The 21,940-nt window shown below is 64.8% G+C and carries 20 protein-coding genes; 11 read left to right on the top strand and 9 right to left on the bottom strand.

What is annotated here, in order from left to right; genetic code table 11:
* Nucleotides 1-173: 173 nt before the first annotated feature.
* The 3 genes from N2605_RS01160 (at nucleotide 174) to N2605_RS01150 (ending at nucleotide 3,076) form a co-directional block, all read left to right on the top strand.
* A complete protein-coding gene (locus N2605_RS01160; protein WP_260345572.1) occupies nucleotides 174-1,394 on the top strand; it encodes an MFS transporter in 1,221 nt (406 codons plus the stop codon).
* 190 nt (nucleotides 1,395-1,584) lie between these two features.
* Nucleotides 1,585-2,532 (top strand): ABC transporter substrate-binding protein, encoded by a 948-nt coding sequence (locus N2605_RS01155; protein ID WP_225157245.1) that lies wholly within the window; start codon nucleotides 1,585-1,587, stop codon nucleotides 2,530-2,532.
* An 82-nt stretch (nucleotides 2,533-2,614) separates the two neighbouring features.
* Complete coding sequence (locus tag N2605_RS01150; protein ID WP_260347545.1) at nucleotides 2,615-3,076, top strand: GNAT family N-acetyltransferase; 462 nt, start codon at nucleotides 2,615-2,617, stop codon at nucleotides 3,074-3,076.
* An 895-nt stretch (nucleotides 3,077-3,971) separates the two neighbouring features.
* Here N2605_RS01150 and N2605_RS01145 read toward each other — a convergent pair.
* Both N2605_RS01145 and N2605_RS01140 read right to left on the bottom strand, forming a co-directional pair.
* A complete protein-coding gene (locus N2605_RS01145; RefSeq protein ID WP_162130849.1) occupies nucleotides 3,972-4,136 on the bottom strand; it encodes a helix-turn-helix domain-containing protein in 165 nt (54 codons plus the stop codon).
* A gap of 246 nt (nucleotides 4,137-4,382) precedes the next feature.
* A complete protein-coding gene (locus N2605_RS01140) occupies nucleotides 4,383-6,548 on the bottom strand; it encodes a putative bifunctional diguanylate cyclase/phosphodiesterase (RefSeq protein ID WP_260345571.1) in 2,166 nt (721 codons plus the stop codon).
* Nucleotides 6,549-7,000: 452 nt separating this feature from the next.
* Between N2605_RS01140 and mepA the strand changes: the two genes are divergently transcribed.
* The 4 genes from mepA to modC all read left to right on the top strand — a co-directional run bounded on the left by mepA (nucleotide 7,001) and on the right by modC (nucleotide 10,525).
* Nucleotides 7,001-7,945 (top strand): penicillin-insensitive murein endopeptidase, encoded by a 945-nt coding sequence (mepA, locus tag N2605_RS01135; protein ID WP_260345570.1) that lies wholly within the window; start codon nucleotides 7,001-7,003, stop codon nucleotides 7,943-7,945.
* A 366-nt stretch (nucleotides 7,946-8,311) separates the two neighbouring features.
* Nucleotides 8,312-9,097: a molybdate ABC transporter substrate-binding protein gene (modA, locus tag N2605_RS01130; RefSeq protein WP_260345569.1), complete on the top strand. Its 786-nt coding sequence runs from the start codon at nucleotides 8,312-8,314 to the stop codon at nucleotides 9,095-9,097.
* Between the two features lie 67 nt (nucleotides 9,098-9,164).
* Nucleotides 9,165-9,860, top strand: a complete 696-nt coding sequence (modB, locus tag N2605_RS01125; RefSeq protein ID WP_225114603.1) for a molybdate ABC transporter permease subunit — start codon at nucleotides 9,165-9,167, stop codon at nucleotides 9,858-9,860.
* Nucleotides 9,861-9,862: 2 nt separating this feature from the next.
* A complete protein-coding gene (gene modC / locus N2605_RS01120) occupies nucleotides 9,863-10,525 on the top strand; it encodes a molybdenum ABC transporter ATP-binding protein (protein ID WP_036014214.1) in 663 nt (220 codons plus the stop codon).
* Between the two features lie 15 nt (nucleotides 10,526-10,540).
* Here modC and N2605_RS01115 read toward each other — a convergent pair whose 3' ends face one another.
* Both N2605_RS01115 and N2605_RS01110 read right to left on the bottom strand, forming a co-directional pair.
* Nucleotides 10,541-10,801, bottom strand: a complete 261-nt coding sequence (locus N2605_RS01115) for a PepSY domain-containing protein (RefSeq protein ID WP_260345567.1) — start codon at nucleotides 10,799-10,801, stop codon at nucleotides 10,541-10,543.
* A gap of 136 nt (nucleotides 10,802-10,937) precedes the next feature.
* Nucleotides 10,938-12,731, bottom strand: coding sequence for a potassium/proton antiporter (locus N2605_RS01110; RefSeq protein WP_036026415.1), 1,794 nt, complete (start codon nucleotides 12,729-12,731; stop codon nucleotides 10,938-10,940).
* A 208-nt stretch (nucleotides 12,732-12,939) separates the two neighbouring features.
* Between N2605_RS01110 and N2605_RS01105 the strand changes: the two genes are divergently transcribed.
* The 4 genes from N2605_RS01105 (at nucleotide 12,940) to radC (ending at nucleotide 17,676) form a co-directional block, all read left to right on the top strand.
* Nucleotides 12,940-14,256: a mechanosensitive ion channel family protein gene (locus N2605_RS01105; RefSeq protein ID WP_225145590.1), complete on the top strand. Its 1,317-nt coding sequence runs from the start codon at nucleotides 12,940-12,942 to the stop codon at nucleotides 14,254-14,256.
* Between the two features lie 120 nt (nucleotides 14,257-14,376).
* The gene (map, locus tag N2605_RS01100; RefSeq protein ID WP_036014218.1) at nucleotides 14,377-15,195 is read left to right on the top strand and encodes a type I methionyl aminopeptidase; all 819 of its coding nucleotides are present in this window, start codon (nucleotides 14,377-14,379) and stop codon (nucleotides 15,193-15,195) included.
* 373 nt (nucleotides 15,196-15,568) lie between these two features.
* Nucleotides 15,569-16,870 carry an adenylate/guanylate cyclase domain-containing protein gene (locus N2605_RS01095; protein WP_260345566.1) on the top strand — a complete coding sequence of 434 codons (1,302 nt, stop codon included), beginning with the start codon at nucleotides 15,569-15,571 and terminating at the stop codon, nucleotides 16,868-16,870.
* A gap of 92 nt (nucleotides 16,871-16,962) precedes the next feature.
* Nucleotides 16,963-17,676 (top strand): RadC family protein, encoded by a 714-nt coding sequence (radC, locus tag N2605_RS01090; protein WP_260345565.1) that lies wholly within the window; start codon nucleotides 16,963-16,965, stop codon nucleotides 17,674-17,676.
* 4 nt (nucleotides 17,677-17,680) lie between these two features.
* Here radC and N2605_RS01085 read toward each other — a convergent pair whose 3' ends face one another.
* The 5 genes from N2605_RS01085 to N2605_RS01065 form a co-directional block, all read right to left on the bottom strand.
* Nucleotides 17,681-18,487 carry a tetratricopeptide repeat protein gene (locus tag N2605_RS01085; RefSeq protein WP_260345564.1) on the bottom strand — a complete coding sequence of 269 codons (807 nt, stop codon included), beginning with the start codon at nucleotides 18,485-18,487 and terminating at the stop codon, nucleotides 17,681-17,683.
* 63 nt (nucleotides 18,488-18,550) lie between these two features.
* Nucleotides 18,551-19,273 carry an AprI/Inh family metalloprotease inhibitor gene (locus N2605_RS01080; RefSeq protein WP_036014220.1) on the bottom strand — a complete coding sequence of 241 codons (723 nt, stop codon included), beginning with the start codon at nucleotides 19,271-19,273 and terminating at the stop codon, nucleotides 18,551-18,553.
* Nucleotides 19,273-20,262, bottom strand: a complete 990-nt coding sequence (locus tag N2605_RS01075) for a 2-hydroxyacid dehydrogenase (protein WP_036014221.1) — start codon at nucleotides 20,260-20,262, stop codon at nucleotides 19,273-19,275. Before N2605_RS01075 ends, N2605_RS01080 begins: the two co-directional genes overlap by 1 nt.
* The gene (locus N2605_RS01070) at nucleotides 20,262-21,080 is read right to left on the bottom strand and encodes an ABC transporter permease (RefSeq protein WP_057027478.1); all 819 of its coding nucleotides are present in this window, start codon (nucleotides 21,078-21,080) and stop codon (nucleotides 20,262-20,264) included. The genes N2605_RS01075 and N2605_RS01070 overlap by 1 nt, the downstream gene beginning before the upstream one ends.
* On the bottom strand, nucleotides 21,077-21,892 hold the full coding sequence (locus tag N2605_RS01065; protein ID WP_225141010.1) for an ABC transporter ATP-binding protein: 816 nt from the start codon (nucleotides 21,890-21,892) through the stop codon (nucleotides 21,077-21,079). Before N2605_RS01065 ends, N2605_RS01070 begins: the two co-directional genes overlap by 4 nt.
* Nucleotides 21,893-21,940 lie beyond the last annotated feature (48 nt).

The raw sequence follows: 21,940 nt of genomic DNA, 5'->3' as shown, positions 1-21,940 counted from the left end.
TGGTGGGTGTGCGCTTCACGAGAACAACTTCGCAGGCTGGTGACGCGCGGCATGCTATCATTGCGGGCGGGCCGTGTCAGCCTGCGGTGGCAACCCGCCTTGCTCTCGCCCCGCGGATCAGTCACCATCCCTGCCGCGCACCATCAACAAGAGCAAAAGCGCCAAGGAAACGCATGAGCAAGCCGTCACGTTTCGACTATGGCTGGGTCGTTGTCGCCGCGGGCGCGCTGATGACCTGCATCGGGTTCGGCACGATGCTGTCGCTGGCGGTGTTCCTGCAGCCGATCTCGGAGGCGATGGGCTGGTCGCGCGCCGGGGTGTCGGCTGCCGCGACGCTGGATTTCCTCTTTATGGGATTCGCCGCATTCCTATGGGGCACGCTGTCGGACCGGTTCGGCACCCGCATCGTGGTGCTCTCGGGAAGCGTTCTGCTGGGACTAGGTCTCGTCACAGCGAGCCAGGCAGCAAGCCTGTGGCAATTCCAGCTTTGCTTCGGCGTGCTGATCGGGATCGCCGTGGGCAGCTTCTACGCACCGATGATGGCGCTCGCGAGCGCCTGGATCGAAAAGAACCGCAGCCTCGCGGTGGCGCTGGTCTCGGCCGGCATGGGCGTGTCCCCGGTGACGGTCGCGCCGGCCGCGAGCTGGCTGATCACGGCCTATGATTGGCGCACCGCGATGCTGACGATCGGCATCGCTTCGTGGGCGCTGTTGATCCCCGCCTGCTTCCTGGTACGTCCGGCGCCGCCAGCCGCGGGCTCCGCAACGACGGACGCTGTGCCAGAGGTCGAGATGGGCGCGGCGCAGGCGCTGCGCACGCCGCAATTCATCGCGCTCGCAGCGGCGCATTTCGCCTGCTGCGCGGCGCATTCCGGCCCGATCTTCCACATGGTGTCCTATGCGATGGTCTGCGGCATCGCTCCGCTCACGGCAGTGACGGTCTATAGCGTCGCCGGCGTCTCAGGCCTCGGCGGACGCCTGCTGCTGGGCGCGCTGGCCGATCGCATCGGCGCGAAACCGGTCCTTGTCGGCGGGCTGTTCGTGCAGGCGATGTGCATTGCGACCTATCTGGCGGTGGCGCAGCTCGGCGAGTTCTACGCGCTCTCGGTCGTGTTCGGCCTCGCCTATGGTGGGGTGATGCCGCTCTATGCGGTGCTGGTCCGCGAGTTCTTCGGCCCGCGCATTATGGGCACGGTGTTCGGTGCCGTGTCGGCCTTCGCCAGCCTCGGCATGGCGCTCGGGCCCTGGGCCGGCGGGATCGTGTTCGATACTTTCCAGCAATACACCTGGCTGCACGCCGGCTCCTTCGCGATCGGGCTTGCGGCGGTCGCGGTGGCGCTGAGTTTTCCGACGCGGCGCAGGCCATCGCTCGATCTTAGCCGCGCGACGGCGTGACACCGGATAGTGGCGAATACCGGATCTGACTTTGCATAAATGTAAGTTTGATGGATTTCGCCTCCCTCGGTCATCCTACTTCCTGCCTTCTGGCACCGATTATCTTCGTGTACCATTGCCCTTGTGATCAGATCGTTCTGGCATCGCGAGAGGCCAAATGAGGCGGCGGACGTTTCTGAGCTTCTTGGGAATGACGGCGATATCGGCGCGCGAAGCCTTGGCCCAAAAGCGCGTTCCGGTCGTGGGATTCGTCGGATTTGCCACGCCGGAAATCGACAATGCGGTGCTCGTTCCGTTCCGGAAGGCGCTGGCCGAGCTGGGTTACGTGGAAGGCCGCACCATCGTCATCGAGGCCCACTCGACCGCCGGCGATGTGTCGCGGGGCCTTGCATTGATCGACGACCTCGTGGCCAGACAGGTGGACGTCCTGCTTTCGCCCGGCCCAGCCGCAGCACGCGCGATGATCAGGAAAACCAATATTCCCGTCGTCGCCGTGGCGCTGCCTGCGGTGCAAAGCGACCCTGAATTGTTTCAGAGCCTCGCGCGGCCGGGCGGCAGCCTCACCGGCTTCGCCGCGTTCGGCGAGGAGATGTCGGCCAAGCGCATCGAGATGATCCGGGAGATCCTGCCCTCGCTGAAGCGGATCGGCGTCTTGAACAATGCGACGGACCCGACCTTCAGCGCCTGGGGCGCGCAAACCATCGAGGAAGCACGACGCGCCGGGCTGGAGCCGGTGCGCCTCGGACTGACGAGCGCGTCGCCGGCGGCGGTTGCCGAGCAATTCAACGTGCTCGCGGCCGCTGGCGGCAACGCCGTGATCGTCATTCGCGACTACATGACCGCCGCGATGCAGGACGCCATTTGCCGTATCGGCATCGACATGAAGATCGCCGTCATCGGCCAGCACAGGGAGTTCGCCCATGCCGGCGCTCTGATCAGCTATGGTGCCGACATCGGCGACCTGTTTCGTCGCGCCGCGGGCTATGTCGATCTGATCCTGAAGGGACAAAAGCCGGCAAATATGCCAATCCAGCTGCCAACCAAATTCGAGCTGGCCGTCAATCTCAAGACCGCGCGTGCGCTCGGCGTGACGATCCCGCCCACCATCCTCGTGCTGACGGACGACGTGATCGAGTGACAGGTCGTTGAAAATCCGCCGATTACCGCGCCGTGAGGCGGGCTCAAATCCAGTCATTCGCGAAGCTTCGGCGGAGCAGTTCATGGAATGCAGCATCCGGCCCGCGCTCGACGATGACGCCGCGGCCATCAGCGCCGTCATCTTGCGTGCGCTGCGCGAAACGAATGCAAGGGACTATACGGCGGAGATCATCGCGCGGATCGAGCCCAGCTTCGGCCCGGATGCCGTGCGCCGGCTGATCGGGCAGCGCACCGTTTTCGTCGCCACGATCGGCGGCCGCCTGGTCGGAACGGCAAGCCTCGACGGAAGCGTCGTCCGCACAGTCTTCGTTTCTCCGGACGTTCAGGCTCGCGGGATCGGCAAGCTACTGATGGCCGAGATCAAGCGCACGGCGCGCGAGCGGAACATTCCGTCCTTGGCGGTCCCTTCATCGGTCACTGCAGAGACCTTCTATGCGCGACTGGGGTTCAATGCCGTGCGCGACAGCTATTATGGGGACGAACGCACGATCATCATGGAGCGGGTGCTCATCGAGCGGACCTAGACCTGGTCCACACCATGGCAATCGCCGCGGAGAGCCCGACGCGTGGTGATAGTTCGAGCTCTTGCGGAACCCATCGCCGACGGACGGGCGCGAGTATCTCGCCGTTCTTGCCAGTTCTGATTAGTAAGCACGAAGCCTGATGGTCCGGTCTCGATCTACCGATACGAGCTGAATTGCGCCAGTTGTGTTCGATGCGCGATTTGTAGCCGCAACGAAAGTCGAGTCGCGCTTCGAAAAGTGGAAATTAGTTTTGCGACATAATCGTAATGACTCCGACGCAAAAAAAGAAAATAGGGTGCAATCAACAAGAATATAATGGGAGGAGCAGATGGATACTGCGGGTCGCCTGCGCGCGATGGCATTATTGTGCCGTCAGACAGCCGCGCGTCATCCGGATCGAGGTTGGAAACTACTCGCGGAAGCTGAATATTGGGAGCACTTGGCCAATGATGCGCCGCTCGAGCATGTCGACCATTGCTCGGTTCGCTCACCGCTTCACCGTGAGCACGCTATGATACAATCGGCCACGGCCGACGCGAGGTGAGAGCGAAACAGAATAATTTGTTAGCTTCTGTATGCCTAACCTGAAGAGTGCCGCCCACCGCCGATGCGGCACATTGGAATGGGAATGCCGGCCCCGGCTGTTACCCCATCCTGCGGCTGGGGCCGTTTTGAACTTTCGCAGCATCGTTCAAACCCGATCCACAACCATGCTCAGAAGCATCGCTATAGCGCTCTTCGGAAAAGGCATCTTGTCTCGGCTCGATCGAGCGCTCTCCCATGGTCGCAATACTGAGGCTGCGCTCAGCCTTGTGCGGGACATCGGCCGAGGCTTCGGGCTGTAGGGCGCCGTCCACGCGCCTCGTCGATCAGACAGCGCCTGCCCTACCGGCGACTATTTCTTCAACAATATTCCTTTCGCTCGCGCCATTCGCCTGACTGATCCGGCGTGGCGGCCCAGTTCGGCGGCAATCTTCGATACCCCAATGCCCTGCCGGGCCAGCGTGACCAGCCGTCGAACCTCCTGCTCGGCCCATTGCTTCGGCTTCGGTGTCTTCATGGTGCGACCCCACGACCGCACGACTTAACGACGGCAGCTGACGGTCCGCACTTGGGAAATTTACGGGTGGCGCGCCCGGGCCATTATCCATCCGAACCTCCAAACGGAAATTGACCGACGCCGCGCTGTCATGCGCCCCGGCCTTTGGCCTCGTTGTTGAGGCAGATCAAGGCTGCTGGCGCCGGGCAAGGCGGGAGAGGCCGATGGGCGAAGCGGTGCGTTCTTAGATATCGTGGAGGCGAGCGGTCACGCCACCAGCGCGGCATCCTCGTCGCCGTCGATGCCGCGCTGTGCGGCCAGCAGGCTGACGATCTCCGCATTCGGCCGGGCCTTGCTGAACAGGAAGCCCTGGCCCTCATGGCAGCCTTCGGCGCGGAGGCAGCTGAGCTCGGCTTCTGTCTCGACGCCTTCGGCGGTGATGGTGACGCCAAGGCCCTTGCCGAGGCTGACGATCGAGCGGATGATCGCCTGGGCCTCGCGGTTGGCCGCGAGATCGCGCACGAAGGACTGGTCGATCTTGATCTTGTCGAACGGGAAGCTGCGTAGGTAGCTGAGGCTGGAATAGCCGGTGCCGAAATCGTCCATGGAGATGCGCACGCCGAGCGCGCGCAGCGCATGCAGCGTCGCCAGCACCTGCGCGCTCTTCTCCAGGAGCAGCGTCTCGGTGATCTCGAGCTCGAGCCGCCGCGGCGCCAGGCCGGAATGTTTCAGCGCGTCAGTGACCATCGAGAGCAGATTGCCGCTGCGGAACTGGAGTGGCGACAGGTTGACCGCGACGCGGACGTCGTCGGGCCAGGCCGCGGCGTCGAGGCAGGCCCGGCGCAGCATCAGCCCGCCGAGCGGATTGATCAGGCCGGTGTCTTCGGCGACCGGAATGAACTCGGCCGGCGACACCATGCCGCGCTCGGCATGCGGCCAGCGCACCAGCGCCTCGAAGCCGGTGATGCGGCCGCTCGCGAGGTCGATCAGCGGCTGGTAGTACGGCCGCAGCACGTCATTCTGGATCGCATCGCGCAGCTCGACCTCGATCTTGCGGCGGCTCTGCGCCTTCGCGTCGAGTGCGGCCTCGAAGAAGGCGAAGCTGCCGCGCGCGTCCAGCTTGGCCCGCGACAGCGCCATGTCGGCGCTCTTGAGCAGCTTTTCGGAATCCTCGCCGTCGCCCGGCGCCATCGCAATGCCGATCGAGGCACCGATCACCACGGAGTGACCGTCGAGCAGATAGGGATCGGCAATGGCCGCAAGGAGGCGTTTTGCGAGACCCACCGCATCTTCCGGCCGAGCCAATCCGCTCTGCAGAACCGCGAACTCATCGGAATTGAGCCGGGCCAGCCCATCCTCGTCGCGCAAGGTGGAACGCAGCCGCTTGGCGACGCCGCGCAGCAGCTTGTCGCCGACCGCGTGCCCCAGCGTGTCGTTGACCGCCTTGAAATTGTCGAGCCCTAGTATCAGCAGCGCGACCTTCTCGGAGCCGCGGCGCGTGTGCAGCAGCATCTCGTCCATCTGCTGCCGCAGCAGGCTGCGATTGGGCAGACCGGTCAGCCCGTCATGCTGGGCCATGAAGGCGAGTCGCGCCTCGGCGCGCTTGCGCTCGGTGATGTCCATCAGCGCGAGCAGCACCGCGGGCCGCTCGGCATAAGTCAATTCGCGGGAATAGATCGCAAGGTCGATCAGCGCGCCGTCGGCCTTGACGTGCTTCCAGGTGCGGCCGGCCTGATCCTCGCCGGTCCCATCGACGGTCCAGGGCGGCACGCTTTCGAATGCCTGCAAGGACCGGATCTTCAATCGCTCGAACTCGGCGCGGCTGTAGCCATAATGCGCGACCGCGGCATCGTTGACGCCGAGGATGCGCTCGTCGTCCAGCGCGCAGACGATCATGGGCACGGGATTGCCGTCGAACAGCAGGCGGAACGAGGCCTCGCGCTGCTTGAGCTCGGTGATATCGACGCGCAGGCCGACGACGCCGCCGTCATCGGTCAAGCGCTCGTCGATCAGGATGACGCGGCCGTCCGACAGCTTCTGCTCGTGGCGCGCGCCGGGCTTGTAGAGTTTTTGCAGGCGCTCTGCGATCCAGGCTTCTTCATTGCCGATGGCCTCAGGATAGTCGCCGCGGGCGACGCCGATGCGCAGCGTGTCCTCGAGCCGCGCGCCCTCCTCGAACAGATCGGCGGTCTTGCTGTAGATCTCGGCGTATTTCCTGTTCCAGAGGACGTAGCGGCCTTCGGCGTCGAGAAACACGATGCCCTGCGGCAGGATGTCGATGGCCTGGCGCAGGCGCTCATGCGACTTGCGCGCCTCCGCGATCGCGGCTTCCGCCTCGGCACGGCTGCGCAGGATTTCGTCGTGTTCGGAAAGGGCACGGTGCGCGCGCGCGAAGCGCGGCTTGCGCGCCTTTTGGCCGGCGCGGGCAAGCATGCTTTGCTTTCGCTTTCTTGTTCTTCGAGACCCCAAACTCAACTTCACTCGTCCCAGTCGCGTCCAGCGGCCGCAAGTTTTGAGGCAAGTGTCTGAAAAAAAAGTAATCTTAGCCAGCCGCGGTCCGCGCGCGGCGCGCTTGCTGCCTGTTTGCGCGGCGTGGCGAGCGGCGGCAGGCGCCATCAGACTGAGTGCGGCGCCGCAATCAATGAGCGATCTGGCGCAAAATTGCGCGCGCGCCTGAATCGGTTCCGAAATTGCGCGCGATTGCATGCGAACCGCAAAATTTTCTGCGCGCTGCGCACGAATTTTGGTCAATGCAGGATACGGTTATTACACCCTTAAGAAACGGCGGGTCGAGACGCGATTCGGGGCGCGCTGCGATGAGCCGGCGGCGGGCTCGTCGCCTCGTTCTTAACCCTGGTGCAGCATTGGGTTATAAGAGCGTCAGCATGAGTCGCCGCGGCATCACCCTCCTCCTGCTCTCGTTCGTCTGCCTGGGCGCCGGTGGCGCGCTGGCCCAGGACCGTGGCAGCATCAACCCGAAGCCGCTGCCGTCGCTCGCCAATCCCAACGACCCCGATCTCGCCGCCAAGGAATTGTTCGCGCGCAAGCTGCTGCCATCGAAGGGGCCGGCCCATATCATCGGCTCCTACACCAGGGGCTGCATCGGCGGCGCCGCGCAGATGCCGGTCAACGGCGACAATTGGCAGGTGATGCGGCTGTCGCGCAATCGCAGCTACGGTCATCCCGACATGATCGCGCTGATCAGGCGGCTTGCCGCGAAGGCGCACAAGGACGCAGGCTGGCCCGGCATCCTGGTCGGCGACATCGCCCAGCCGCGCGGCGGGCCGGCGCTGTCAGGCCATGCCAGCCACCAGATCGGTCTCGACGCCGACATCTGGCTGACGCCGATGCCGGACCGCCGGCTCTCGCGCGAGGAGCGCGAGGAAATGTCGGCGGTGATGATGGTGCGCCAGGACCGGCTCGACATCGATCCCAAGGTGTTCACGCCAGGCCACGTCCTGGTGCTGCGCGCCGCGGCGCGAGAGCCCGCCGTGCAGCGCATCTTCGTCAACGCCGCGATCAAGAAGGCGCTGTGCCGCGAGGCCAAGGGCGACCGCGCCTGGCTGTCGAAGATCCGCCCCTGGTGGGGCCACGACTACCACTTCCACATCCGCATGCACTGCCCGCCGGGGGCCGGCGAATGCGAGGGCCAGCCGTCACAGGCCGAGGACGAAGGCTGCAAGCCCGCCGATCTCGCCTACTGGTTCTCCGATGCGGTGCTGCACCCCAAGCCGCCGCCCGAGCCGCCCAAGCCGAAGCCGCCGATGACGCTCGCGCAAATGCCGGCAACCTGCAAGGCGGTGCTGCATGCAGGGGATGCGAAGCCGTAAGGTTCGCTGCCACGGAGGTCGTCCCGGGGCGCGCGGCGAGCCCGGGACCCATAACCACAGGGAGTGATACTTGCGCGAAGCAGGTCACTCCGAGTCTTCGCCCAACGCAATCCTGTGGTTATGGATCCCGGGCTCGCGCTACGCGCGCCCCGGGATGACGAACTCGCCGGCCCGATAGAAGCTGGCCGACAACGGCCGGCTTTGACCTGCGGCCACGGCCTGCTATGTTTGCACTGCGATATCCCCGCCGGCCGTAAGCCGTCGCCAGGGACCGTGGAACAGCGCGTCCGCTCGTCGCATCTGACCAGCCAACGCCAGATTTCGCGCGTGCAACCTTGCGCGCGCGAGCCCGCACGGAGCGCATCCATGTTTCGTCTATCAGGACTTTTCACCGCCTTCGTCATTCTCGCCGGCACGGCCGTCGCGCCCGCCGCGGCCGAGGACAAGACCATCACCGTGTTCGCCGCCGCCTCGATGAAGAACGCGCTGGACGAGATCGACGCCGCCTACACCGCCAGGACCGGGGTCAAGTTCAGCGTCAGCTATGCCGCTAGCTCGGTGCTGGCCAAGCAGATCGAGCAGGGCGCGCCGGCCGACGTGTTCGTCTCGGCCGACACCGACTGGATGGACTACGCGATCGCCAAGAAGACCATCAACGAGCCTTCCAGAGTGAATCTGCTCGGCAACAGCATCGTGCTGATCGCGCCGAAGGATTCCAAGATCGACAGCGTGACGATCGCGCCAGGTTTCGATCTCGCCAAGCTCGCCGGCGACGGCAGGATCGCGACCGGTGACGTCAGGTCGGTACCGGCAGGCAAATACGCCAAGGCAGCGCTGGAAAAGCTCGGGGCCTGGCAGGCGGCAGAGCCGAAATTCGCCATGGCCGAGAGCGTGCGCGCGGCGCTGACGCTGGTCGCCCGCGGCGAGGCTGTGCTCGGCATCGTCTATTCCACCGACGCCAAGGTCGAGCCGGGCGTGAAGATCGTCGGCACCTTCCCGGCGGATTCGCATCCTGCGATCATCTATCCGGTCGCGGCGACCAGCACTGCCAAGCCGGAGGCGAACGGCTATCTCGCCTTCCTGCGCTCGGCGGCGGCCAAGGCCATCTTGGAAAAATACGGCTTCAAGTTCCTGATCAGCCCCACAACCTGATTGTTGCGACCTGATTCCTGCAAACCTGATTTTGCAACCTGTTTCTGCGACCTGATATGACGGCTTGATGTTCGACATCTCTCCCGCCGAATGGACGGCGATCCTGCTTTCGCTCAGGGTCGCCGTCATTGCCACGCTGGTCGCGACGCCGTTCGGCATTGCGCTGGCGTGGCTGCTCGCGCGGCGTGATTTCTGGGGCAAGTCGGTGCTCGACGCACTCGTGCACCTGCCCCTGGTGCTACCGCCCGTCGTCACCGGTTATCTGCTGCTGCTCAGCTTCGGTCGCAAAGGCCTCATTGGCAGCTTTCTCGCCGACCATCTCGGCATCGTCTTCGCGTTCCGCTGGACCGGTGCTGCGCTCGCCTGCGGCGTGATGGCGTTTCCGCTGCTGGTGCGGCCGATGCGACTGTCGATCGAGGCGATCGACCGCCGGCTTGAGCAGGCTGCGGAGACCCTCGGCGCAGCGCCGTGGAAAGTGTTCTTCACGGTGACGCTGCCGCTGGCGCTGCCGGGCGTGCTCGCCGGCATGGTGCTGGGCTTTGCCAAGGCGATCGGCGAGTTCGGCGCCACCATCACCTTCGTCTCCAACATTCCAGGAGAGACCCAGACGATTTCGTCCGCGATCTATTCGCTGATCCAGACGCCGGACGGCGATGCCGCTGCGGGAAGGCTCGTGATCGTCTCGATCGTGCTCGCGATCGGTGCGCTAATCGCGGCCGAATGGTTCGCCCGCCGCGCCACGCAGCGGCTGCACGGGAATTGACCATGCTGCGCGTCGACGTCGAAAAACAGCTCGGCGAATTCTCGCTGTCCGCTTCCTTCAGCAGTGAGGGGCGCGTCATCGGGCTGTTCGGCGCCTCGGGCGCCGGCAAGAGCTCGCTGGTCAACATGATCGCCGGCCTGCTGCGGCCTGATCGCGGCACCATCGCGATCGACGGCGAGATCGTCGACGACACCGCGGCCGGCATTCACGTGCCCACTTACCGCCGCCGCATCGGATACGTGTTCCAGGATGCGCGGCTGTTTCCGCATCTGAGCGTGGCGCAGAACCTCGACTACGGACGGCGAATGAACGGGCTTGCGCCCGATCCGGCGCAGCACAAGCGCATCATCGACCTGCTCGACATCGGCGCGCTCAGGGATCGCCGTCCCGGGAAGCTGTCCGGCGGCGAGCGCCAGCGCGTCGCGCTCGGCCGCGCGCTGCTGTCGAAGCCGCGCCTCCTGCTGCTCGACGAGCCGCTCGGCGCGCTCGACGAGGGCCGCAAGCTCGAGATCCTGCCCTATCTGGTGCGGCTGCGCGACGAGGCCAATGTGCCGATGGTCTATGTCAGCCACGACGTCGCCGAGCTGCGCCAGCTCGCGACGCAGATCGTGATGCTCAAGCAGGGACGGGTGACGTCGTTCGGCGGGGTGAAGGTGCTGACGTGATCGGGCCAACCCCGGCTACCAGCCGCGGTCGACGTTTCGCACTTCGCCGGTCTGGGCGTCCACATCGACCTCGATCCAGCGGCCGGCGCGGTCGCGGCCCTCAATCTGCCATTCGTCGCCGAGGAAGTTCGTGTGCGACACTGTCGCAACGCCAAGATCGGTCGCGACGTCAAGCGCAACCTGCATCGAGATCTGATCGCCGGTGTCGTAGGCCATCGCCGGCGCCGCTGCGCCCAGCACGAGGACAGTCGCGATCGGAAGGACGAACTTTCGCATTGGCGTACTCCTGTCAGTCCAAACTTCTATACAGCTTAGAACGAGAGGCAATGCGGAGCGTTCCGGATCCGGATGTCACGAAGCCGCGCAAAACTTCGGCGGTTGCGGCGATTTGGTGGCAGTTCCTCTTCGCAAGTCAAACTCCGGCGACCGAAGTCCAGACATCGGCGAGCTTCTTTCTCACCGCCTGCGCGCGGGTCAGCGGCGGCGGCGTTTCGTCTTCTTCCGGCAGACGCAGGCCGACGACGTTGACGCGGCCGCCGGAGATTGATCGTGCGACCAGCACGATCTCGTCCAGCGGCAGCTCGGCGCCCTCTTTCGGCGCGTGGTCGAGATGGACGTCGAAATAATCTGCCAGGGTCAGCTTGCCGTCGTCCTCGCCGACCTTCACACCGTAGATCGCGGCGAGCTCGGCGAGCGTGTGCTCGCCGGAGACCATGAAGTCGCCGAGCAGATGCGGATCGGGCGCGGTGCTCGGCTGCATGTCGACGAAGAAACGGTCGAGCGCTTCGGCCTTTTCCGGCGGCGCCAGCAGATAGATGTAGTCGCCCGGTGCGATCGGATCGGCCTCCGTCGGCGTCAGGATGTGCTCGTTGCGGATCACCAGTGTCGGCTTGGACCAGGACGGGATCAGGCCGCGACGGAAATACAGGCTCTTGGGCCGCACCGGATAGCCGACCAGCTGCTGCTCGAGCTGGCCGGGCAGATCGAGCTCGACGCGGCGGGGGCCGCGGTCGGCGCGGGGCAGCGCCACGTGCAGCTTGCGCGCGGCCGGCGCCAGGGTCCAGCCTTGCAGCAGAAGCGAGATGATGACGACGACAAAGGCCACGTCGAAATAGAGATAGGCCTTGGGCAGCCCGACCAGCATCGGGATCGAGGCCAGGAAGATCGCGACCGCACCGCGCAGGCCGGTCCAGGCGATGAAGATCTTCTCACGCCAGTTGAAGCGGAACGGCGACAGGCACACGAACACCGCGAGCGGGCGCGCCACCAGCATCAAGACCAGCGCGACGGCGACCGCTGGCAGCACGCTGGATCCCAACCGGCTCGGCGAGACCAGAAGGCCGAGCAGCACGAACATCACGATCTGCGCCAGCCAGGTCGCGGCGTCGAGGAACGTCACCACCGAATTATGCGCGCGGGTCGGCCGGTTGCCGATGATGATGCCGGCGAGATAGACCGCGAGGAAGCCGGAGGCGTGCATGATCTGCGAGCCGCCGAAGATCACGAGCGCGGCCGTGGTCACGAAGGGCGCATGCAAGCCCTGCGGTAGGGCGACCTTGTTGAGCGCGATGACGACGAGGCGGCCGCCGATGACGCCGACGACGGCGCCCAGCACCGCCTCCTGGATGAACTCCATCAGCACATGGCCGGGCGAGCTGGTACCGACCGAGATGTATTCGACCAGCATCAAGGTGAGGAAGATCGCGAAGGGATCGTTGGTGCCGGATTCGGCCTCCAGCGTCGCGCCGACGCGCGGGCGCAGACGCAGGCCCTGGGTGTGCACCAAGAGGAATACAGCGGCCGCGTCGGTCGAGGCCACCACCGCCCCGACCAGCAGCGACTCCGACCAGTTGAGGTCGAGCGCGTATTTGGCGAACGGCGCCGTGACCAGCGCGGTCAGCAGCACGCCTGCGGTCGCGAGCACCACGGACGGCGCAAGCACGGTGCGGATGCTGGCAAAGCGCGTGCGCAGGCCGCCGTCGAACAGGATCAAAGCGAGCGCGACGGAGCCGACCAGATAGGTGGTGCGGACGTCGTCGAACTGGAGCTGACCTGGGCCGGAATCGCCGGCGAGCATGCCGATGATGAGGAAGACGAGCAGCAAGGGCGCGCCGAAGCGCAGCGCAAGCAGGCTGGAGAGGATGCCGGCCATGACGAGGACGGCGCCGAGCAATATGGCGAGACTGACGGAGTCGAGGGAAGCCATCCACCTTCCGGGTAAGAAATCGCTGGAATTTCATCCTTATCGTTGGTGGACTCGCGCGCCAACCCATTTTCGCGCTTCGCGGCAATCTGCCCGTGTTTTACGGCCTTAACGCGCTTCACTTCACGGTGTATCGATGGCCCGGCCGCGTCCTTTGTGGGATTGTCCGGCGCCCTCGAATCAATTCCTCCCCGCTTGCCGACGAGACCCGATGGACATGGACCTCAAAGACTTCATGGAGCTCGTGCAGACCACCGCACGCAGCGTCGGGGCAGAATTCTCCTCACCCTGGTTCTACCTGCAATTCGGCCTCATCCTGGCCGCCGCCGGCATCGCCTATGCCGCGGAGGCCGCCATTCGCAGCCGTGTCGACCTGACCTCGCTGGCGATGCGCTGGCCGCTGCCGCTCCGGCATTTCGTCCGGGTCATGGTCGCCAGCGCCTCGACGGCGGTGTTCACGCTGCTCGTGATCGTCTCGCGCGTGGTGATGTATCACGCGACCTGGCCGAGCCGTTCCTATCTCCTGATGGTCGCAGCCAAGCTTGGTTTCGCATGGCTCGTGATCCGGCTCGTGACCTCGGTGCTGCGCAACGCCTTCATCGTCAAGCTGGTGTCGATCACGGCATGGTTCATCGCCGCGCTCTCCATCGTCGGCCAGCTCGATGCGACGGTCGACCTATTGGATTCCTTTGCGATCGTGCTCGGCGGCCTCAGGCTGACCCCGCTCCTGGCGCTCAAGGCCGGCGCACTGCTGCTGATCGCACTCTGGCTCACCAACATCGCCAGCAATTTCGCCGAGAGCCGGATCAATTCGACCACCGACCTGACGCCATCGGTGCAGGTGCTGCTGGTCAAGATCATCCGCATCGGGCTGCTCACGGTCGCCATCGTGATCGCGCTCGGCGCGGTCGGAATCGACCTGTCGGCGCTCGCGGTGTTCTCCGGCGCGGTCGGCGTCGGCATCGGTATCGGCCTGCAGAAGATCGTCGCCAATTTCATCTCTGGCATCATCCTGCTCGCCGACAAATCGGTGAAGCCCGGCGATCTCGTCACCATCGGCGACAACACCGGCCGCATCAGCGCGATGAAGACGCGCTATATTTCCGTCGCTGCCGGCGACGGGCGCGAATTCCTGGTCCCGAACGAGGATCTGGTGACGCAGAAGGTCGTTAACTGGACCTATACCGACAAGAACACGCTGGTGAAGATCGCCTTCGGCACCAATTACGACGCCGACCCGAAGCTGGTTTGTACGCTCGCCGCCGAGACCGCCGCCGCTCATCCGCGCGCGCAGAAGGGCAAGCCCCCGACCTGTCTCCTGAGCGAGTTCGCGGAAGCCGGGATGAAGTTCTCGCTGACCTTCTGGATCGCCGACCCCGACGGCATGGACAAGGTCAAGAGCGACGTGATGCTGGAGCTGTGGGACGCCTTCAAGCGTGAGGGCATCCGAGTTCCCTATCCCGTCCGCGAAATCCGCATCCGCGGCGGCGCCCTGCCGGTGGAAACCGCCGTGGAAGTGCCGAATTAGGTCACTTTCACCCCCCAAGCAGGCCCTTCGGCTTGCATGAAGCCTGCCAATCATTAGATTGGGGCCTGAAATCAAGCCTTTCCACCGACATCGAGATCAGCCCGAGAAGACCTGACACGCATGAGCTACGTCGACGCCACCGAGACCTCCCTGCGCAAGACCGGACAGATCAAGCTGCACGGGCCTGCCGCCTTTGCCGGCATGCGCAAGGCGGGCGCGCTGGTGGCCAGGTGCCTGGACGAGCTCACCGACATCGTCGGGCCGGGCGTGCCGACCTCCAGAATCGACGAATTCGTCCGCGACTTCGCCTTCAGCCATGGTGCCTATCCGGCGACGCTGATGTATCGCGGCTACCGCTACTCGACCTGCACCTCGCTCAACCATGTTGTCTGCCACGGTATGCCCGGCGACCGTCCGCTGAAGGAGGGTGACATCGTCAACATCGACGTCACCTTCATCGTCGACGGCTGGTATGGCGATTCCAGCCGGATGTATGCGATCGGCCCAATCGCCCGCAAGGCCGAGCGGCTGATCGAGGTGACCTATGAAGCCATGATGCGCGGCATCGCCGCGGTGAAGCCCGGCGCCACCACCGGCGACATCGGCCACGCCATCCAGAGCTTCGTCGAGCCGCAGGGCATGAGCGTGGTGCGCGATTTCTGCGGCCATGGTTTGGGGCGCATGTTCCACGACGAGCCGAACATCATCCATATCGGCCGGCCCGGCGAGGGCGTGCAGCTCAAGCCCGGCATGTTCTTCACCATCGAGCCGATGATCAATCTCGGCAAGCCGCACGTGAAGATCCTGTCCGACGGCTGGACCGCGGTGACCCGCGACCGCTCGCTGTCGGCGCAGTTCGAGCACTCGGTCGGCGTGACGGCGACCGGCGTCGAGATCTTCACGCTATCGGCGCGGCACGGCGAGAAGCAGATCGGGTGAGCCCGGTGCGTCAGCTATTGCTAGCGGCGGCCCCCTTTGGCGGGTGGCGATTCTGCCTTTGCGCACCAACGCGTCGAGGACGCGCTTACTGACCTAGGCCCGAGTCCGGGTCTCGGTTGATCGTCCCAGATCTTGCCTTCGCCAGAAGGCCCCCCACAACAGCGCTGAGACGCACGCGACGGGCAACAGGCGGCCGACGTCGAGGTGAAAGCACGTGCATGATAGGAAAAGCATGACCACAATCACGTCGGTTTCGCTGACTGCGCAGGGAGTCGCACCTTTCCATGATCCGCCTCCGGTGTTCTAATGCAGGCGTCTTGACTGGGCATGGAGATATGGTCATGGCGGGTTCTGTCGAGCGGTGGCGGACGACATGAAGATCTACCTGCCGGACAACGAGCAGGCGCGGCAGCAAGCCCTCGAAACCTATCGCATTCTCGATACGCCGCCGGAGATCGCCTATGATGAACTGGCGGACTTGGCGGCGCAGATCTGCGGCTGCAGCGCCGGGCTGCTGACCTTCCTCGACGACAAGCGACAATGGCTCAAGGCCAAGTGCGGCCTGCCGCCTGACCTTACGCACGTGCCCAAGGAGATCTCGATCTGCCAGGCGACGATCTGCCATGACGATCTCATGTATGTGTCTGACCTCACGAAGGATCCGAGGTTCAGCGATTCGCCGTTGGTCGCCGGCGAGTTCGGGCTGCGCTTCTATTGCGGCATGCCGCTGATCAGCGAGGAGGGATACGCGCTCGGAACGCTGTGCGTCATCGATTTCGAGCCGCGCGAGCTCAGCTTCGAGCAGCAAGAAGCAGTGCGGCGGATCTCGCGTCAGGCCGTGGCTCAGCTCGAGCTCAGACGTAGACTCCGCGAGCGCGACGAGATGCTGGCCGAGCTCGACAAGGCGCGCGCAATGGCGGAGGCGGAGCGGAGCAAATCAGATGCGCTCCTGCTCAACATCCTCCCCCCTGCGATCGCCGAGGAGCTCAAGGCCAACGCGAAGGTGCGGCCGCGCTTCTACCAGTCGGTCAGCATCCTCTTCGTCGATTTCGCCGACTTCACCCGGCACGTCGAGGCGATCGAGCCGGCGCAGGTCGTGCACCAGCTCGACGAGTACTACAGCACATTCGACGAGATCATTGCGCGCCATCGGCTCGAAAAGATAAAGACCATCGGCGATGCCTATCTCTGTGCCGGCGGCCTGCCCGAGATCAACCGGACGCACGCTGTCGATGCCGCGCTGGCGGCGCTCGAGATTCAGGACCTGCTCGCCAAGGCGAACCGTCAGCGCGAACGGCTGAGGCTGCCGCTCTGGATGGCGCGAATCGGCATCAACACCGGCCCGGTCATCGCTGGCGTCGTCGGAACGCGCAAGTTCAGCTACGATATCTGGGGCAACGCGGTGAACGTCGCCGCGCGCCTGCAGGCGGCCGCCGATCCCGGACGGATCAACATTGCCGAGGCGACCTGGAACCTGGTCAAAGCGCGCTTCACCTGCGAACCGCGCGGCAGCATCGAGGTGAAGGGCAAGGGGCCCACCCCGATGTACTTCCTCGATCGTATCAGGCCGGACCTGGCTGCCGATCCCGCAGGCGTCGTGCCCAACGATAGCTTCTGGCGTCACCAGGGCCATGATCGCCAGCTGAGACGAAGGGCGGGAAAAACGGTCGGCTGATCATCATCCGCTTCATGCCGGAAGTGCACCTATGCAAGGCGCGCACAATTGACGGTTGCAAAAACCACCATCCCCGGCAATGCTGGCGGCCGATGCCCGCCAAGCCGGACCACGACAAGAGCAGACCTGACGACACGCCGCACTATCACGGCCATCGCGAGCGGCTGCGCGAGCGCTTCTATAGCGCGGGCGCGGATGCGCTCAGCGATTACGAGCTGCTCGAGATGGCGCTGTTTGCCGCGCTGCCGCGGCGCGACACCAAGCCGCTGGCGAAGACGCTGATCAAGACCTTCGGCTCGTTCGCCGAGGTCGTGCATGCGCCAGTGGCGCGCTTGCGGGAGGTCGAGGGGGTCGGCGAGTCCGCGATCAACCAGCTCAAGCTGATCGCCGCGGCCGCGCATCGCGTTGCCAAGGGCGAGGTCAACAGCCGCAACGCGCTGTCATCCTGGAACGAGGTGATCGCCTATTGCCGCACAAGCATGGCGTTTGCCGACAAGGAGCAATTCCGCCTGCTCTTCCTCGACAAGCGCAACCAGCTGATCTCCGACGAGGTGCAGCAGACCGGCACGGTCGACCACACCCCGGTCTACCCGCGCGAGGTGATCAAGCGCGCGCTCGAGCTGTCCGCGACCGCGCTGATCCTAGTGCACAACCACCCCTCCGGCGATCCCTCGCCCTCGCAGGCCGACATCCAGATGACCAAGGCGATCATCGACATCGCAAAACCGCTCGGGATTGCCGTGCACGACCACATCATCGTGGGCAAGAGCGGGCATGCGAGCTTGAGGGGGTTGCGGTTGATCTAGACGATCAGAACGCCTGGTTCTTGGCGGCTTTCAAATGGTCTTCCGCGGCCGTGATGCCGGCGAATGCCTTCAGCGTCAGGGCGGTCGGTTGCGGCTTCCATTCGGCAACCATTTTCTCGGCCTTCTCGAGCTCAGGCTTGGACAACAGGGAAGCCATCTCGTTCACGTTCTTGGCCGGCGCCACCTTCGAGAGCTTGAAATAGGCATACGACAGGGACAGGTCCCTCGGCGTGCCCTTTCCTGCGGAATATGCGCGGGACAGGCTGAAGAGGGCGCTGGGGAGACCCTGGTCGCCCGCCATCTTCCACCATTTCAGCGCTTCTTCCGAATTCCCTTGTCGGTCATACATGAGAGCGACGTCGTGCTGGGCACGCGCGTAACCGGCCTTGGCGGACACAAGCTTGTACTTCAATGCCTGATCCGGATTTGTTGCGACGACGCCCACGCCTTGCCCGTCATAATAACAGCCGAGCTTGTAGGCTCCGAGCGGATCGTCGGCCGCAGCCGATTTTTGAAACCACTCGAATGCCTGGCTGCGGTCCTGCTGTGTGCCGATGCCGTTATTGTGCATCATGCCGACATGATATTGCGCCTCCGCATCTCCGCGATTGGCCAACGCAACCATCGCATTGAAGGTGCGGGTGTCATTCGCGCTGGCGGGCGCCGCGACAAGCAGAAGGCACGAAAAGGCCAGGGCAACGAATTTCATGTCAAAGCCCGATCGAGTTTGAACGATTCCTGTCTTGGTCTCTCCAGATGCGAGAAAAGTTCGAGCCGGCAATATTCCGGGGTCAAGGCGATTTTGGCCCATCCGAGTTCGTCCCGTCAGGGCACGACCAAACGCCGCGCGGCCTTAGCGGTCTCGGCCGACGCCCTACTGCCGCAGCATGATCAGGGGATCGGCGGTGTCGGGGACGCGGCGCCATTGCGCGTTGTCGTCGGCCTCGAACTGCCAGGCTTCGCCGGATTTCGACATCAGGATGATCTGGCCGCGCTCGAGGCGCCATTGCGTCGGGTTGAACTGCGCGATCGTGGCGTCGCATCTCGGCTTGAGGAAAACCTGGAAATTGTCCGCATCAGCCTCGGTGTTGGTCAGCGTCAGCCCGCACACCGGCTGGCCGTTGCGGCGCACCATCGACCAATCGCCGATCATCTGGTCCATCGACTTCGCCATCGAGCGCGCGGCGGCGAGATCCTGCAGGATGTAGACGCCCTCGCCCTGGCGCAGGCCCTCGAAGATGCCGGCCTCGACCTCGGTGAAGTCGATCACGGCTTCGCCGGTCGCATCCTGCAGGCGCACGATGTCGAGGCCCCTCACGCTCCAGGCCACGATGTCCTTGGTGAAGGGCAGCGCGGTCTTGCAGGACGGCTCCAGCTCCAGCTTGAAACCCTGGCCTGCGGCGTCAGCCTTCAGCGTGACGACGCAGGTCTTGCTGCGCTCGGTGGTCGAGAGCTCCCACTGTCCTGGCATCTGCTTCTTCAGGCTCGCCGCATCCTGCGCATGCGCGATGCCGATCGCGGCCAAGGAGGCCGCGACGGCGCCGATCGCGGCCAGGCAGGCCGCAACGACATATGCGAGAAGGCGACGAGCGATCATCAGCGTCCCTTGACCGGCGTTTCCGCAACCGGCGTCAGCGGCGCCTTGCCGGCGAACCAGGCCTTGAGATTGTCGACCACGAGCTGGTCCATGGCGTTGCGCGTCACCACCGAGGCCGAGCCGATATGCGGCAGCAGCACGACGTTCTGCATGGTCTTGAGCTCGTCGGGCACGTTCGGCTCGGCCGCGAACACGTCGAGCCCGGCGGCGAGAATGGTGCCGGATTTCAGCGCCTGGATCAGCGCCGGCTCGTCGATCACCGAGCCGCGGGCGACGTTGACCAGCACGCCGCGCGGGCCGAGCGCCTTGAGCACCTCTTCATTGATCATCTTGTTGGTGCTGGCACCGCCGGGCACGATCACAACAAGCGTGTCGACCGCTTTCGCCATCTCGATCAGGTCAGGATAGTGCTTGTACGAGACGTCCTTGGAGGGATTGCGGGAGTGGTAGACCACCGGCACCAGCGAGGCATCTAACCGGCGCGCGATAGCCTGGCCGATCCGGCCCATGCCGACGATGCCGACCTTGCGGTCGCGCAGCGAGCCGACGCTGAGCGGATAGTTCTGGGTCTGCCAGAGCCCGGAGCGGACATAGCGGTCGGCCTTGATGAACTCGCGCAAGGTGGAGATCAGAAGGCCCATCGCGACGTCGGCGACCTCCTCGGTCAAGACGTCGGGCGTGTTGGTCACGATAATGCCGTGCTCGGCCGCATATTTGGCGTCGACGTGGTCGTAGCCGACGCCGAAGCTCGCCACCATCTCCAGCTTCGGCAGCTGCGACAGCGAGTCCTTGTCCGCGCGCACGGTGTGGTAGGTCACCGCGACGCCGCGGATCTTGTCGCGCACCGCGGGCGTCAGCCGCTCGAGATCGCCGCGCGTCTCTGCCTTGTGTACGACGAAATGATCGGAAAACCCGTTCTCGAGGATCGGCCGCACCGGCCCATAGATCAGAAGGTCGATCTTTTCGGACGAAATCGAACCGGCAGCCATCAGTTTTCCTTTCCAAGCGCGCTCTCATGCCAGCGCCGTAAAACGAGGTGGGAAACTAGCGCCAGCACCCCATAGATGACAATCCCGGCCAGCGACAACAGAAGCAGCGCGGCAAACATGCGGGGTATGTTCAAGCGATAGCCTGACTCGGCGATCCTGTAGGCGAGCCCGGAGCCGGCGCCGGCCGTTCCGGCCGCGATCTCGGCCACGACCGCGCCGATCAGCGACAGCCCGCCGGCGATGCGCAGGCCGCCGAGAATGTAGGGCAGCGCCGCCGGCAGCTTGAGGAAGCGCAGGGTTTGCGGCTTCGATGCGCCATAGAGCTGGAACAGGCCGGCGAGGTTGCGGTCCACCGAGTTCAGCCCGAGCGTGGTGTTCGACAGCACCGGGAAGAAGGCGACGATGAAGGCGCAGACGACCACCGCGGTCTGCTGCTCCAGATAGATCAGCAAGAGCGGCGCGATCGCGATGACAGGCGTCACCTGCAGCACGATTGCATAGGGGAACAGCGAATATTCCACCCATTTCGACTGGTTGAACAGCAGCGCCAGTGCGATGCCGCCGATGCTGGCGGCGACAAAACCTTCGAGCGTGGTGACAAGCGTGGTCGCCAGCGATTGTGACAGCACCGCCCAGTCCTTGATCAGTGTCAGCACGATGACGGAGGGCGCCGGCAGCACGTAAGGCGGGATCTCCCTGATGCGGACCACGAGTTCCCAGGCAAAGAGGCCGGCTGCGAAGACGATGACGGGCAGCACGAAGCGCATCGCGCGTTGCGCGCCGGACGATTTTGCGGGCACGGGAGCTTGAGCGTTCATAGCGTCGACTGCCCCGAATAGGACGGCGCCAGCGCGGCCGACACGCGTCGGCAATAATCGGAATAGGCCGTCGAGGTGCGAAACTCCTCGCCCCGCGGCTCGACCGTCTCGATGCGGATGTCGGCCTGGATGCGGCCGGGGCGCGCCGTCATGACGACGACGCGCTGCGACAGATAGACGGATTCGAACACCGAATGGGTGACGAAGATGACGGTCTTGCGTAAGCCTCGCCACAGCGCCAGCAGATCGTTGTTGAGGCGGAAGCGCGTGATCTCGTCGAGCGCGGCGAACGGCTCGTCCATCAGCAGGATATCGGGATCGGTGACGAGCGCACGCGCCAGCGACACCCGCATCTTCATGCCGCCGGAGAGCTCGCGCGGGAAGCTATCTGCAAAATCGGCAAGGCCGACGCTCGCCAGTGCCGCGTCGGCACGCGCGCGCCCCTCCGCTTTCGGCACACCGCCGAGCTTCAGCGGCAGTCGCACGTTCTCACGGACGTTGGCCCAGGGCATCAGGGTGGGCTCCTGGAACACGAAACCGATACCGTGGCCCGGCTGCGGCACGCCCTCTTGCCGTGCCACCCGCACCGTGCCCGACGACGGCGCGCTAAGCTCGGCGATCAGCCGCAACACTGTCGACTTGCCACAGCCGGAGGGGCCCAGCAGCGAGATGAACTCGCCCTTGCGAACGGCAAGGTCGAACGGGCCGAGCGCCATCACGCCGTTGTCGTAAGTTTTCGTCACGCCACGCAGGCTGACGGCGAGATGCGTCAGGCTGGCCTCGACGGCGGGCGCGGTTCTGCTCTCTGTCATCACGCGCTGAACATGGCGGGGCACGTCACCTCCCCCCAGCGGGGAGAG

It is taken from the genome of Bradyrhizobium yuanmingense, assembly GCF_025200905.1.
Classification (GTDB): domain Bacteria; phylum Pseudomonadota; class Alphaproteobacteria; order Rhizobiales; family Xanthobacteraceae; genus Bradyrhizobium; species Bradyrhizobium yuanmingense.
This window is presented reverse-complemented; position numbering and strand designations above follow the sequence as displayed.

Coding starts and splice junctions, on each gene's coding strand:
- N2605_RS01160 (WP_260345572.1), top strand. CDS start 174: ATGAGCAAGCCGTCACGTTTCGACTATGGCTGGGTCGTTGTCGCCGCG.
- N2605_RS01155 (WP_225157245.1), top strand. CDS start 1,585: ATGACGGCGATATCGGCGCGCGAAGCCTTGGCCCAAAAGCGCGTTCCG.
- N2605_RS01150 (WP_260347545.1), top strand. CDS start 2,615: ATGGAATGCAGCATCCGGCCCGCGCTCGACGATGACGCCGCGGCCATC.
- N2605_RS01145 (WP_162130849.1), bottom strand. CDS start 4,136: ATGAAGACACCGAAGCCGAAGCAATGGGCCGAGCAGGAGGTTCGACGG.
- N2605_RS01140 (WP_260345571.1), bottom strand. CDS start 6,548: ATGCTTGCCCGCGCCGGCCAAAAGGCGCGCAAGCCGCGCTTCGCGCGC.
- mepA (WP_260345570.1), top strand. CDS start 7,001: ATGAGTCGCCGCGGCATCACCCTCCTCCTGCTCTCGTTCGTCTGCCTG.
- modA (WP_260345569.1), top strand. CDS start 8,312: ATGTTTCGTCTATCAGGACTTTTCACCGCCTTCGTCATTCTCGCCGGC.
- modB (WP_225114603.1), top strand. CDS start 9,165: ATGTTCGACATCTCTCCCGCCGAATGGACGGCGATCCTGCTTTCGCTC.
- modC (WP_036014214.1), top strand. CDS start 9,863: ATGCTGCGCGTCGACGTCGAAAAACAGCTCGGCGAATTCTCGCTGTCC.
- N2605_RS01115 (WP_260345567.1), bottom strand. CDS start 10,801: ATGCGAAAGTTCGTCCTTCCGATCGCGACTGTCCTCGTGCTGGGCGCA.
- N2605_RS01110 (WP_036026415.1), bottom strand. CDS start 12,731: ATGGCTTCCCTCGACTCCGTCAGTCTCGCCATATTGCTCGGCGCCGTC.
- N2605_RS01105 (WP_225145590.1), top strand. CDS start 12,940: ATGGACATGGACCTCAAAGACTTCATGGAGCTCGTGCAGACCACCGCA.
- map (WP_036014218.1), top strand. CDS start 14,377: ATGAGCTACGTCGACGCCACCGAGACCTCCCTGCGCAAGACCGGACAG.
- N2605_RS01095 (WP_260345566.1), top strand. CDS start 15,569: ATGAAGATCTACCTGCCGGACAACGAGCAGGCGCGGCAGCAAGCCCTC.
- radC (WP_260345565.1), top strand. CDS start 16,963: ATGCCCGCCAAGCCGGACCACGACAAGAGCAGACCTGACGACACGCCG.
- N2605_RS01085 (WP_260345564.1), bottom strand. CDS start 18,487: ATGGGCCAAAATCGCCTTGACCCCGGAATATTGCCGGCTCGAACTTTT.
- N2605_RS01080 (WP_036014220.1), bottom strand. CDS start 19,273: ATGATCGCTCGTCGCCTTCTCGCATATGTCGTTGCGGCCTGCCTGGCC.
- N2605_RS01075 (WP_036014221.1), bottom strand. CDS start 20,262: ATGGCTGCCGGTTCGATTTCGTCCGAAAAGATCGACCTTCTGATCTAT.
- N2605_RS01070 (WP_057027478.1), bottom strand. CDS start 21,080: ATGAACGCTCAAGCTCCCGTGCCCGCAAAATCGTCCGGCGCGCAACGC.
- N2605_RS01065 (WP_225141010.1), bottom strand. CDS start 21,892: ATGACAGAGAGCAGAACCGCGCCCGCCGTCGAGGCCAGCCTGACGCAT.